General features: G+C 72.0%; 9 protein-coding genes. 3 read left to right on the top strand and 6 right to left on the bottom strand.

Going from position 1 to position 13131, the window contains the following annotated elements; translation table 11 throughout:
• Positions 1–23: 23 nt before the first annotated feature.
• The 3 genes from CF165_RS15110 to CF165_RS15100 all read right to left on the bottom strand — a co-directional run bounded on the left by CF165_RS15110 (position 24) and on the right by CF165_RS15100 (position 4667).
• Complete coding sequence (locus CF165_RS15110; RefSeq protein ID WP_093948137.1) at positions 24–491, bottom strand: helix-turn-helix domain-containing protein; 468 nt, start codon at positions 489–491, stop codon at positions 24–26.
• Positions 492–671: 180 nt separating this feature from the next.
• Entirely contained in the window at positions 672–2369 is a 1698-nt protein-coding gene (locus tag CF165_RS15105) for an LCP family protein (protein ID WP_093948136.1), read from the bottom strand.
• Between the two features lie 144 nt (positions 2370–2513).
• Positions 2514–4667 carry a phospholipase A2 family protein gene (locus tag CF165_RS15100; protein WP_093948135.1) on the bottom strand — a complete coding sequence of 718 codons (2154 nt, stop codon included), beginning with the start codon at positions 4665–4667 and terminating at the stop codon, positions 2514–2516.
• 167 nt (positions 4668–4834) lie between these two features.
• Between CF165_RS15100 and CF165_RS15095 the strand changes: the two genes are divergently transcribed.
• Positions 4835–5746: a hypothetical protein gene (locus CF165_RS15095; protein WP_093948134.1), complete on the top strand. Its 912-nt coding sequence runs from the start codon at positions 4835–4837 to the stop codon at positions 5744–5746.
• Here the strand turns inward: CF165_RS15095 and CF165_RS15090 are convergent.
• Positions 5724–6953, bottom strand: a complete 1230-nt coding sequence (locus tag CF165_RS15090; RefSeq protein ID WP_093948133.1) for a GGDEF domain-containing protein — start codon at positions 6951–6953, stop codon at positions 5724–5726. The two genes, CF165_RS15095 and CF165_RS15090, sit on opposite strands and share 23 nt — an antisense overlap.
• A gap of 552 nt (positions 6954–7505) precedes the next feature.
• Positions 7506–8717 carry an MFS transporter gene (locus CF165_RS15085; protein ID WP_240521612.1) on the bottom strand — a complete coding sequence of 404 codons (1212 nt, stop codon included), beginning with the start codon at positions 8715–8717 and terminating at the stop codon, positions 7506–7508.
• A gap of 384 nt (positions 8718–9101) precedes the next feature.
• Here CF165_RS15085 and CF165_RS15080 point away from each other — a divergent pair, with 384 nt between their 5' ends.
• Complete coding sequence (locus CF165_RS15080) at positions 9102–10001, top strand: SDR family NAD(P)-dependent oxidoreductase (RefSeq protein WP_093948476.1); 900 nt, start codon at positions 9102–9104, stop codon at positions 9999–10001.
• 99 nt (positions 10002–10100) lie between these two features.
• Here CF165_RS15080 and CF165_RS15075 read toward each other — a convergent pair whose 3' ends face one another.
• Positions 10101–12029, bottom strand: coding sequence for an AMP-dependent synthetase/ligase (locus tag CF165_RS15075; RefSeq protein ID WP_093948132.1), 1929 nt, complete (start codon positions 12027–12029; stop codon positions 10101–10103).
• A gap of 196 nt (positions 12030–12225) precedes the next feature.
• On the opposite strand from CF165_RS15075, the gene CF165_RS15070 reads away from it, so the two are divergent.
• Positions 12226–12882, top strand: a complete 657-nt coding sequence (locus tag CF165_RS15070; RefSeq protein WP_093948131.1) for a transcriptional regulator — start codon at positions 12226–12228, stop codon at positions 12880–12882.
• Positions 12883–13131: the final 249 nt, after the last annotated feature.

Here is a 13131-nt window from a genome sequence, read left to right as displayed (position 1 = left end):
TCTGAACACTCACGACCCGGGCGTCACCGGGAGGCGTACCGGCGGAGGCGCGCGATCAGGTCCACGGTCGGCAGCCCGCACAGTTCGGCCATGCGTTCGAGCGCGGGCAGGTCGAGGGCGACCTCGCCGCCGTGCTCGCCCGTCTGCCGCAGGCGGTCTTCGGCCCAGCGGCGCAGGGGAAGCAGTTCGGCGGAGGCGTCGGCGACGACCTTGCGCAGGTCGACGCGGACCCGGCCGGGCTCGTCGACGAACACGCGGCGGTGCACCTTGGCCAGCAGGTCCTGGGGCAGTTCGTCCATCGCGACACACAGCTCGACCAGGCGCACGACCGAGCACTGTCTGGTGCCCAGTTCGTAGGTGGCCAGCGTCTGCAGCGAAATTTCGCTCTGCAGGTGCTGGTTCAGCTCCTTGCGCGTCCAGCCTCGGCTGCGCCGGAGCTTGCGGAGCTCGTCTCCGAGTACCCGCTGATACTCCTCAGCGTCGATCAGCACATCAATGTCCCCTGCCGTGCGCTCCCGCGGCACCCGCGCGGTCGTGATGATTCCCGTGCAGGTGCACCCTCACGTGTATGTAAGTGCGCTGCGGCCTCGCCCTTACGCGGATTCGGGCATGTCTTTGATACCGATTGCGCGAGTTAGGCCGAACGGGTTAACGGCAGGTGGCTGAGCGGCTCAGTTGACGCAGGGAACGCCCTCGGCGGTGATCGGCTTCTCGTCGTCGGCGGCCGGCGGCGCGGTGGACGGCGACGACGCGCCCGCGGCCGCCCCGGCGCCGCTGCTGCTGGCGCCGGCGTTCGAGCTCGAGGGCTGGTAGTCGGCGCCGAGGAACACCATCACGTGCCCCGCCTTGACGCTCTTGTCCTCCTGGATCGTCGGCGAGCCGCCGAGCACGTCCGCGACGGCCTGGCCGGCGTCCTTGCCGCCCTTGGGCACCCAGATCACCGTGGTCTTGCGTGCCGTCGCGGTCGCCGTGTCGCCGGCGGTGAAGCCCTTGCCCTCGAGGGTCTTGGCGACGCTCGCGGCGAGGCCGCTGCGGCTGGTGGCGTTGCGGACGTCGACCGTGGTGGCCTTGTTCGCGCTGTCGGCTTGCTGATCCGACGGCTGCTGCTCGCCCGGCTGCGGCCCGGCGAGCCCCTGCACGAACTGCTTCACCTCGGCCGGGTCGACCTGGATGGCCGAGCCGTCTTCGGGGGTCTTGTAATCGACGTTCTTCACCGGGATGGTGCGGAACTCGAGCTGGCCGCCGGTCAGGCCCTTCATCTGCTGGGCGAACCCGAAGATGTCCCAGTTCTGGTTGAGCACGACGGACTTCTTGATCGCGTCGATCAGGTCGGTCAGCTTGCCCGGGTTGGTCAGGGTGCCCGCCGAGAGCACCTTGCGCGCCATGCCGGCCATGAACACCTGCTGCCGGACGACCCGGTCGAGGTCGCCGCGCGGCAGGCCGTGGCGCTGGCGGACGAACTCGAGGGCTTCGACCCCCGAGATCGTGTGCTGGCCCTTGGTGAAGTTCGCGCCGGAGTACTCGTCCTTGACGGTGTTGTTGAGGCAGACGTCGACGCCGCCGATGGCCTTGGTGATGTCGCTGAAGCCGAGCAGGTTCACCGCGGCGTAGTTGTCGATGGTCGACCCGGTGAGCTTCTCGACGGTCTGGATCAGCTCCTTCGCCCCGGCCTGGTTGGCCTTGACGTCGAGCTCCTTCGGGTCGGTGACGCCCTGCTTCTGCAGGTCCTTGCGGGCCTGCAGCATCGCCCGCGCGTAGGCCGAGTTGATCTTGTGCTTGCCGTAGCCGCCGGGGATGTCGACGTAGGTGTCGCGGGGCAGCGAGATCGCGACGGCCTTGCTGCCGTCGTTCGGGATGTGCACGAAGATCAGCGAGTCGGTGTTGAGCTCGCCGTCGGACTCCCCGGCGCGCAGCTCGTCGAGCACCTCGCGGGGCAGCGGGTTGCCCTGGGCGTCGGTCCGGCTGTCGAGGCCGACCAGCAGGATGTCGCGGGCGCCGTCGGCGGGCTTGTCTCCACCGCCGCCGTCGCTGATCACGTTCTGGTAGTTCAGCCCGTTCACCAGGCCCTGCATGGCGGCCCACGCGTACCCGGTCAGGCCCATCACCAGCAGGGACACGACGGCCAGCGAGACCTTCGCACCGCGGGAGGAGTTGCGGCGGGCCCGCGGCGCGGGGCGCGGGGTCAGCCGATCGGGCTGGGGACGGCGCGACGGCGAGGCGCCGGCGCGGCCCGCGTCCGCCGGCTCGCGGCGCGGTGCGGGACGTCGCGGCGGCGGCGTGCCACGCCGGGTGTCGGCCCGGCCTGGCTCTTCCTGCCAGGGCCGGGCGGGGCGGCGGCCGCCTTGCCCGTTCCGAGGCGGGTGGTCCACGCGGGCGACTCCTCACTGGTTCGATCAGGTGGTGCTGGGGATGGGACGCATGGTGCCTTCCCCTGGTTGCCGTAGCGTTACACATCCCCCCACGAATGTGTCATGCACCACCCAGTTTCCCGCATCTTCGACGGTTTCGCCTGGTCAGGACGGCGCATTCGCCGGTCGCCGGACGGGCAGGAGGGTGCCGGCGGCGGCGAGCAGGGCGAACCCGGCCGTGACGGCGTGCAGCGTGACACCGAGAAAGCCGGGCGTGCTCCCGTCGGCGGCGAACAGCAGTGAGGGTGCGCAGGCCAGCGCCGTGGCCAGCCAGGTGCCGGTCGCCGCGCCCGCCCCGATCCGGATCGTGTGCAGCAGGAAGACCCCGAGCAGCAGGTGCACCAGGCTCTGGATCGGGTCGAGCCGCAGGCCCAGCAGGTCGGCGTCGGCGGCCACCCCGCCGAACCTGGTCAGCGCGAAGCCGAACACGCCGAGCGTCGCGTAGCCGATGCCGAGCCCGGCCGCGGCCCGGGTGAGCACCGCCGTCCGGCGGCCGGGGTGCTCGGCCGCGCGCGGCTGCCGTGGTCCGTGGGTGTGCCGTTCGAACCACCAGAACACGCAGGTCGCGGGCACCGCGAGCAGCCCGACGGCGACCAGCGTCCGCGGCCGGAGCAGCCAGCCGATCCCGTCGGCGATCCGGCCGGGCAGGTACACGACGGCGACCAGCAGCAGCATCGCGGCGAGGAACGCCAGGTAGAGGCTCATCGGCGCGCGCAGCACGAACCGGGACGCGCCGGCGACGGCGGGCCGCGTGCCCAGCCGCGTCAGCGGGCCGGCCAGGAGCCCGAGCACCCCGAGCTGGATCAGGCCGAGCAGCAGCACGCCCCACGGCGGGGCGGAGAACGCCGCCGGGGCGCCCGGGCTGCCGAGCAGGAGGGGTGGCCCGCCCCGCAGGACGCTCACTCCGGCGAGGCCCGCGACACCGGCTCCGGCGGCCACGGCGAGCAGCCGTCGAGACGGGCGTACGCCGTCGGCGTGCGCGAAGGCGAGCTGCTGGGCGAGGAGGGCGAGCGCGAACGTGGCCGCGTAGCGCGGCAACGGCGAGCCGGACCAGTTCGCGGCCAGTTCCCCGGCGGCGAACAGGACGCCGAGCCCGGCGACCGCGCCCACCGGCGCCCGGCGGTGCAGGGCCAGCAGCGGCGGCGCGCAGACGATCGTCAGCAGGTACACCCCGAGCAGCCAGAGCGGGTGCAGCGCGATCCGCATGACGGTCGCCGTCGTGCCCGCCGGGATGCCGAGCAGTTCGAGCGCCAGCGGCGTCAGCAGCGCCACGACCGCGAAGATCAGCGCCGGCCGCAGCAGCGGGCTCGAGCGTTCGGCCAGGTAGTGGCGGTAGCCGCCGCCCGCCTCCTGCTCGGCGCGCCAGCCCGCCGCGTTGAGGTGGCCGCCGGCGAAGAAGATCACCGGGGCGAGCTGGGCGAGCCAGGTCAGCGGCCACAACGCCGATCCGGGCGCGCCCGCCCAGTCCGCGAGGGCCGTCACGGACTCCCCGAGCAGCAGGAGGACGACCCCGCCGGCCCCGAGCAGCGCCCACCGGCCGACCGACGCCGGGGTGGCCGCGGGCACCGGCGCGAGGGGGGCGCGGCGGGCCCGCAGCCAGCCGCGCAGCCGGAACACCAGCAGGCAGCCGATCACCAGGACCCCGGCCACCATCGGGCCGATCGGGTCGCCGACCGGCGGGCCCCAGCGCTGGTGCCAGGAGTTGACCACCAGCCCGGCCGAGTAGAAGGAGGCGACGACCCGGCAGGTGAGCGCCGAGTTCATCGGGTTGAGGTCGCAGGCGTGGTGCATGTCGTAGGACAGCCGGTCGTCCAGGGCCTCCCGGACCTCCGGGCCGAGCGGGTGGCCCTTGCGGTCGGCGTACCGCAGCAGGTCGTAGCCGAGGTCGTGGGCCTTGCACGGCACGGCGTAGTCCCACTTCGTGTTGTCGTCGCCCCACGGCGTCGAGCAGCCGCCGTCGACGTGGACGGCGCGGACCGTGCCGTCCCGGGCGGGCATCGCGCCCGGGGTGACGCCGCTGAGCGCGGTGAAGTCCTTCGGCAGCCGGGCGAGCGCGTCGGGGTGCGGGCCCGGGTGGACCAGCGCCTCGATGGCGTTCTGCGCGGCCAGCACGTCCCCGGTGGGCGGGCCCTGGTCCGGCGGCGACGGCGGGCGCGAGGCGATCAGCCCGAACGCGAACACCACCAGCAGGACGAGCAGCAGCCAGCCGGACGTCGACCACGGTCGGCGGAGGCGGGGCGGTTCGGACGGGGCCGGCATGCCTTCCAGGGTGCCAGCCCCGCCACCGCGCCGGGATGGGGACAACCCCCGGGATCCGGTGTGGCTTTCTTCTATGCTGCCCGCACGGCTGCCCGTTCTTCCCTTCCGCCGCCGGGACGCGCCCCCGAGACTCGGGACGGGGGGCACGGCGACCAGGAGGGCGTGCTGTGGCCTCGACCGACCTCGACGGCGTGCCCGTGGAGAACACCGTGCGCGCGTTGCGCCGGCTGGCGCCCGGTGCCTCCCTCCGCGAACCGCGGACTCCCGAACTGCGCGTGCTCGCCCAAGCCTTGCGCGACCACGCCCCGTCGGAGCTGGCACGCACCCATCCCGTGCCGGTCGCCCGCGCGGTGCTGGCCGGCCAGCTGCGGGCCATGGACCGGGCGGTGACCGGCTTCTTCGGCGCCGGACGGCCGGCCGGCCCGGCGGCCGCCCGGCTGGTCCGGGCCGCCCGGTACAGCAGAACCCGCCGCGCCGGGCCGTTGCTCGACCGGCTGCGCGCCGAGCCGGGACTGCGGATGGCGGCACTGGGCTGGGCGGAAGCCGGCGGCCACCGGATCCTCGCCGGGGAGCTGCGGGGCGTCCCGGTGGTCCCGGCGGCCGGCGACGGGCGGCTCGCCGCGGAGCTCGCGGTCGCGGCCCTGCTGCCACCGCCGGACCGGGGCGGCCGCGTCCCGGACGGCGACCTCGTGCGGACCGGCAGCGCGTTCCTCGACGTCCGCTCGCTGCGCATCGGCGACCACGGGTTCCGCGTCGACGTCGAGTCGGCCGCGCCGGTCGAGCTGGTGCGCGACGAGGAGGGACTCACCCTGCGGGCGCTGTGGTGGAAGGGGCTCGGCCGGGTGACCGACGACCTCGGGCACGAGTACCTCGTCCTGGCCAAGGACCCGGCCGGGACGCCGACCGCGCGGCACTGGTGCCACCCGCGCCCGGCGCCCGGCGCGCGCGTGCTGCGGCTGGAGTCCGCCGGCTACCGCGGCGAGCGGCTGCGGCTCGACGCCGCGCCGGCCGGGATGCCGGCCGGGTCGTCCGCCGACGTGCTCGTCAAGCTCGAGCTCACGGTGCGGCTGGGGGTGTGAGCCCGCCCGGCGTGTCCGGGGCGAAGCAGACCTGGTCGCGGCCGTTCTCCTTCGCCAGGTAGACGGCGGCGTCGGCGGAGTGGAGCAGGCGTTCGAGGGTGTCGCCGTGCCGCGGGTGGCGGGCCACGCCGATCGACGTCGTCCGGTCCGCGATGGTCGCCGGGTCGCCGCGCTTGTCCGTGGTCACGATGTGCAGCTTGGCAATCGCGATCCGTATCCGTTCGGCGGCTTCCCAGGTCGCCTCTTCGTCGATGTCCGGCAGCAGAATGAGGAATTCCTCGCCGCCGAAACGGCCGACCAAGTCGCTCGGTCTGGTCACTTCGTCGAGGGTTTGCGCAACGGTCCGCAGCACGTCGTCGCCGGCCGGATGCCCAAAAGTGTCGTTAATCCACTTGAAGTGGTCGAGGTCGACCATCAGGAGCGCCAGCTGATCACCCGATCGAGCGGTCCGTTCCAGTGCCCGCTCCGCCGACTCCGACCAGCCACGCATGTTGAGAATGCCCGTTTTCGGATCCGTCCGGACGTCGTTCTGGAGCTGGTCGAGTTCCGCGAGCCGATTGAAGACCACGGTGACCACGGCCATCACCGCCACCATCGGCGGCACGGTGGCAAGCAGAATCGCGGTCACCGCGCCGAGGCCGATGGTGATCGCTTCCAGCATGTTGTCGGCCGGGCTGCCCAGGACGTTACGCACGGTCGGCTCGGAGGACATGCCGAGCGCCAGTGCCCCGCCGACGTAAACGATCTGGATCGCCTCGTAGATCGCGCCGGTGAGGGCGATGGTGCCGAACTCGTAGAGGAAGTCGCTCCAGCCGGAGCCGGAGAAATGGGGCCCGAGCGAGGTGTAGGTCAGGTGGGCGAGCACGCCCGCGAGGCCGTGCGTGATCGACGAGAAAATGAAGTTGTGCGCCGGTCGGCGGGCGATGAACCAATGCTGGAGCCGGACGACGAAGATGACGAACAGGATCAGCGGGACGGGCAGGATCATCGCGGCCGAGAAAGTCCACACGGCGGTGAGGTCGATGAGGACCGTCTTTTTGCGGTTTCGGCGCCGTTCTTCCTGGCGCTGGGTCAGTTGAATGTGGACGGTGGCGCCGACGGCGAGGATTCCGAAGTTGACCCAGTCGCGGGGGACGAGCGCCTGTGAATGGGCGAGGGAAATGGCGAGCACGGCGGCGGCGAGCGCTTCACTGCCGAGCATGAACAATACGACCCGGGGACGACGGCGCCAGAGCGCCCAGTTCCGCGGCGAGAAGGGGTGCCCGCGCCAGACCGTCCCGGGTGGACCACTGGGCGTGGTCGCCTGGGCTGGCCCTTCGCGCGGCACCGGCGGCCGCGGCCCGCCTCGGCCCGCCGCCGCGCCGCCGCCGCTCACGGCGTCGTCTGGTCCGGGATGCAATTGGTCACCTCCTTTCCAGCGTACGTGGGGGTGCTGAGTAATCTCATCGGTACCTGCCGGAGTGTTCACGCATTCCGTGGGCGGGTACCATCCCACTGCAACGGAACTGACGGGTCCTCGGTGGAACTGCCGGGAACGCGGACCAGAAACATCTTCAGGCTCCCCACACGGAGGTGGCACCGTTGAGCAACCGCGATCTCTGATGCGCCGGCGAATTGCCGTCTACGACGTCGTGCCCCATTACCCCGAGAGGTGGCAACCGTGCGCAACCGCGACCTGTGACCGGCCGAATACTATTCATGATCTTGACTGTGCGGAGAGGTGGCTTCCGATGGCCAACCGTGACCTCTGAACCGCGGCTCATGACGGCCGTGGTCCCGGTTCCGCGCCGACCCGGCGCCAGGCGAACCCCACCGGGACGGCCAGCAGCAGGCCCACAGCCCCGGCGAGCGCGACCGTAGTGCCCGCGGAACCGATTCCCTGGGCCACCAGCCCCCCGATGCCCACGCCCACACCCTGGGCGACCCGCAGCCCGGTCCGGTACAGCCCGCCGGCGCTGCCCCGGATGTCGTTCGGCACCCACGTGATGAACGTGGCCGACACCGTGATGACGTACGCGCCCGTCGCGCCGGCCAGCGCGAGCAGGATCAGCGCGAGCCACAGGTTCGGCCGCAGCGCGAACGCCGCCAGCGCGGCCAGCGGCAGCGCGGCCAGCACCCCCAGCAGCTTGCGGCGGTGCTCCGTCGAGACGTACCGCGACAGCAGGAACGTGCCGAGCACGAACCCCAGCGGGTCCGCGGCCAGCAGCCAGCCCACCGCCTGGTCGCCCGCGCCCAGCTGGGCGGCGAGCGGCGCGGCGAGCCCCTCCGGGATCACCGCCAGGCCGACGAGCCAGGACAGGTAGAGCAGCACCCGCAGCCGTTCGTCGCCGAAAACCTGCCGGACGGCGCCGAACCACGGGGCGCCGCCGTCCCCGGCCGGCGGGCGCCGCCGCACCATCAGCCGCACGGCGACGGCGGACACCAGGAACGTCAGCGCGTCGATCGCCAGCGCCCACGACGTGCCGATGCCGGTCACCAGCAGGCCGCCCGCGGCGAGGCCGGCCAGCATCGCGGTGTTGTTCGTGATCCCGCGCAGGTCCTGGCTCTGCAGGTAGACGTCGTCGTCGGCGAAGATCTCGCGGCCGAGCGCGTTCTGCGCCGCGTTGCCCGGCGCGTTCGCCAGCCGGGCCAGCACGAACAGCGCGAAGAGCCAGCCCATCGGCATCCCGGGCAGGGCCATCAGCCCGATCAGCACGGCCTGCGCGAACGAGCCGGTCACCAGGACCGCCCGCCGCGGGAACCGGTCGGCGAGCTGGGACAGCCCGAGCCCGCCGGCGAGGGCGGGCAGGAACGTCAGGGAGTAGACGACGGCCGAGAGCAGCGGCGACCCGGTCCGGTCGAAGATCAGGATGGCCAGCGCGACGATGGTCAGCTGGTCGCCCAGCATCGACTGCGTCTCGGCGAACCACAGCGCGCGGAACTCGTGGTTGGCCAGGACGGCTCGGAGCCGTGGTGTCGCGCGCGTCGTCACCTCGTCACCACCGTCCCCCGATCGAGTGAATATGAATCGTCCGCATTGTGCCTGGCCAGTGACGATCCCATCCGGGGGAGTCACCGCCGACCTCCCGGAAGCACTAACAGTATGGCGCCGGCTACGCCCCGATGTCCCCGGAACGCGCGCCACTCACTCCCACGGGGAACCGATCGGGTCACACCCCCGACGAGGGGCGCGTGGTGGCCGTGACCGGCGCGCGGGTACCTGCGGACTGATCGAACCGGACTCGCTCGGCGCAAGGCGGCGGCCGCTCGTCGTCGTGGCGATGCCCCGTTGGACCGAATGGGCCAAGACTGGACCCAGAGCCGGCCGGGGTGGACGGACCGCGCGCCGCCGGCGCCGCAGATCGGGGAGAAGACGATGGACGGGTTGATGCAGGGCAAGGCGGTCGTGGTGACCGGTGCCGGCCGGGGGCTGGGCGAGGCGTTCGCGGTGCACGTCGCACGGGCGGGCGGGGCGGTGGTCGTCAACGACATCGATGTGGAGCTGGCCGAGCGGACGGCGGAGAACATCCGGGCGCACGGCGGCCGCGCCGTCGCCAGCGGGCACAGCGTGGCGGAGGCGGGCGAAGCGCAGGAGATCGTCGACCTGTGCGTCAAGGAGTTCGGCGGGATCGACGGGCTGGTCAACAACGCCGGGCTGAACTACGAAGCACTGCCGTGGGAGGACGACTTCGAGCAGGCGCGGGAGCTCATCGGAGTCAACGTCCTCGGCGTGGTGAACACCGGGCTGGCCGCGATCAAGGCGATGGTCGACGCGGGCACCGGGGGCTCGATCGTCAACATCTCCTCGGGCGCCTCGCTCGGGCAGCGCAAGCTCGGCGTGTACGCGGCCAGCAAGGGCGCGGTCGCGTCCCTGACCTACTCCTGGGCGCTCGACCTCGAGGACGCCGGGATCCGCGTCAACGCGGTCTGCCCGCTCGCCCACACCCGGATGGTGTGGAAGTCCGAGCGGTCCCTGCGGGCCTGCCCGCCGGACCGCACGCCGTCGCGGATCGCGCCGGTCGTGCTGTTCCTGCTCGGCGACGGCTCGGACGGCATCACCGGCCAGATGATCCGGTGCAACGGCCCGCAGCTGCACATCATGGGCCAGCCGTTCCTCAAGCAGCCGATCCTCGAGCGCCCGGTGTGGGACACCGAGACCGTGCAGAAGGCGTTCGACGAGGTCTTCTCCGCCCACCTGGAGAACTACGGCCTGGAGAAGCGCGTCCCGCCGCGGCTGCGCAAGTGGACGGAGACCACCTCGCCCCGCACCGCCTGACCCAAGCGCCCCAATGTGGCGTTCGGTGCGTCCAGCGCACCCAATGTGGCGTTCGGTGCGCTGGACGCAACCAACGCCACATTGGGGCGTTCTGGCACCTCAGGAACCGGCGGCCGGTTCGGGGTCGCGGACGGCCGCGTAGAGCGCTTCGATGTCGGCCGAGTAGCGGTCGTTGATGACCCGGCGCTTCAGCTTGAGCGTGGGGGTCAGCTCGCCGGACTCGGGAGTCCACGACTTCGGCAGCACGTGGTAGCGCTTGATCTGCTCGATCCGCGCGAGCCTGCTGTTGGCCGACTCGACCGCGCGTTCCAGCTCGGCCCGCACCGCCGGGTGGCTCGCCAGGTCTGTGAGGTTTTCGGGGGCGGCGTCGACGCCGTTCGCCGCGGCCCAGCCGGGGGCGATCTCGTCGTCGAGCACGATCAGCGCCGTCACGTACGGCCGGTCGTCGCCGATCGCGACCGCCTGGCCGATCAGCGGGTGCTCCTTGAGCAGGCCCTCTACCCTCGTCGGCGCGATGTTCTTGCCGCTCGAGGTGATGATCAGTTCCTTCTTGCGGTCGGTGATCGTCACGAAGCCGTCTTCGTCGATCGTGCCGATGTCGCCGGTCGCGTACCAGCCGTCGGCGTCGGTGGCGTCGGCGATCGTGCCGTCCTCCTGCAGGTAGCCGAGGAACACGATCGGGCCGCGGACCAGCAGCTCGCCGTCCTCGGCGACCTTCACCTCGACGCCTTCGATCGCCTTGCCGACGGTGCCCGCGCGGAAGGACTCCGCGGAGTTGGACGTCGCCGCGCCGGTCGTCTCGGACAGGCCCCAGACCTCGCAGATCTCGACGCCGAGGCCGGCCAGGAAGTAGATGATCTCGACCGGGAGGGCGGCCGCGCCGCTGGAGGCGACCAGGATCTTGTCGAGCCCGAGCAGCGCGCGCACCGGCGCCAGCGCGGCTTCGTCGGTCTGCCTGATCTTTTCCGCGAGCTCGGCGGGCACCGGCTGACCGGCGCTGCGCAGCTTGTACCCCTGCTGCAGCAGATCGTTCGCCTGCAGCAGCGCGGTGCGCCGGTCCTCCGGCACGCTGCCGAGCATGTTCTTCAGCGCGGCGACCATCTTCTCCCACACGCGGGGGACGCCGAAGAAGCTCTGCGGGTGCACCTTGCCGAGCGCGCCGGCGACCGCCGTCGGGTCGGCGAGGGTGTGCACGTGGCCCGCCCACACGATCGGCAGGTAGATCGACAGCTGCCGCTCGGCGATGTGGGCGAGCGGCAGGTACGCGATGTTCGTCGCGTGCATCGGCGGGTGGTGCAGCTCGGTGACCGCGTACGCCTGGTGGATCGCGTTGCGGTGCGACAGCACGACACCCTTCGGGTCGCCGGTCGTGCCGGAGGTGTAGATCATCGACAGCGGGTCGTCCGGCTTGATGTCCTGCCAAGACCGTTCGAACGCCTCGGGGTCGGCCGCAAGCGCTTCCCGGCCCTGGGCGCGAAGGGTGGCGAGCGAGACGAAGCGGTCGTCGTCGCCGGGGAGCGCGGTTTCGTCCATGACGACGACGTGGCGCAGGGCCGGGAGGTCGTCGAGCACCGGCCGCCAGCGCGCCAGCTCGTTCTCGCCGCCGAGCACCACGACCGGCGCCGCGCTGTGCCGCGCGACGAACTGGATCTGGTCCGGGCTGAGCGTGGCGTAGGCGGTGCAGGGGATCGCGGCCAGGTGCGTCGCGGCGAGGTCGGCGACGATGTGGTCGGGGCAGCCGGGCGCCATGATCAGCATGCGCTCGCCCGCGGCGAGCCCGAGCCCGGCCAGCCCGCGGGAGACCTCGGCGATCGCGGTGCGGAACTCCCGCCAGGTCAGCGTCGGCTGTGACAGCCGGGGCTCCGCCCCGGGCCGGGGGCTTCGCCACCCGGACCCCCGAAAAGCGACCTGCCCTTCGATGTCGAGCGAGGTGATCGCCGGCAGGTCCGGGTACTCGACGGCGTTGCGGCGCAGCAACCGCGGGATCGTCTGGCCTTCGGTCTGCTCGGCGACGGACGGGGTGGTCAACGCTGGCCTCCTCGGTGCTCCGGTTGGCCACACTGTAGGGGCTCCCGGCGCGGGTGGATAGACAATCGCGGCCACGTCAAGCATCGCCGTCGAAACGGACATAGCGGTCAGGCTCTCACGACTGTCCACTGTGTACACGAGCGTCCGCGCCGGAACCGCGCTTCAATGGAGGGACCACGGACGGCAGGGGGAACCGATGACGCGGTCGGCGCGCAAGTTGCTCGAGGAGATCCAGGCCGAGCTCGCGCCGCGTGACGGCGACAACCGCCTCGTCCCGCTGATCACCGCCGGCCGCGCGCCGCGCGCGGTGTTCGCCGCACTGGCCGCGGAGGAGAAGCTGATCACGCTCAGCGACTGGCGCAGCTTCCACGCGCTGGCCGCCCGGGCCGACGAACCGCACGCGCGCGTCTTCTTCGGCGGTCTGGCGCCGGGTGAGCAGCAGGCGAACGCGATGCTGGACGCGTTGCTCGCGGCGACTGGTCCGGACCATGGCGACGAGCGGCCGCGCGCGGGCTGCCAGGCCTACCCGGCCTACGTCGCGTGGCTCGCGCTGAACGGCGAGTCGTCGGCGACCGCGGCCGGGATCTTCGCCAACTTCGCCGCCTTCGGCCGGTACTGCAAGGACGTCGCCGCGGGCATGCGGGAGCACTACCGCTTCACCGGCGAGCAGTGCGCGTTCTTCGACTACTTCGCCGCGGACGTTCCGGAAATTGAAGAACAAGCGCTCGCCGCGATCCAGGCGGGCCTCGACGCGCACCGGCTGGACGAGCGCGAGGCGCACCGCTGCGCCCGGCTGTTCCAGAGCTACGAGCTGCTGTTCTGGAACACCCTCGCTGACGAGTTCACCGTCTGACGGCTCGCGGTCCTCGGGGGACCCGGCCGCGGAACCGGTACCGGGTGCACTCCAGGTGTCCGCGCGGACACGCTTGCGGAATACCGGGAATTCCGCCGCTATTTCCGGTGAATCCGTGGCATTGACCGCGATTTCGGCCTATTTTCGCTTTGGAGACGCCGTCCGCTCCGGATGAAGCGGGCGTGCGAGGCCGCGGCCGCGAAGTCGTGATGTTCGTCACCGAACGATTCGGCGCTGTCGTACGTAGTC

This window comes from Amycolatopsis vastitatis, assembly GCF_002234595.1.
GTDB lineage: Bacteria > Actinomycetota > Actinomycetes > Mycobacteriales > Pseudonocardiaceae > Amycolatopsis > Amycolatopsis vastitatis.
Note: the sequence above shows the minus strand (reverse complement) of the source record. Positions and strands in the feature narration are given on the sequence as shown.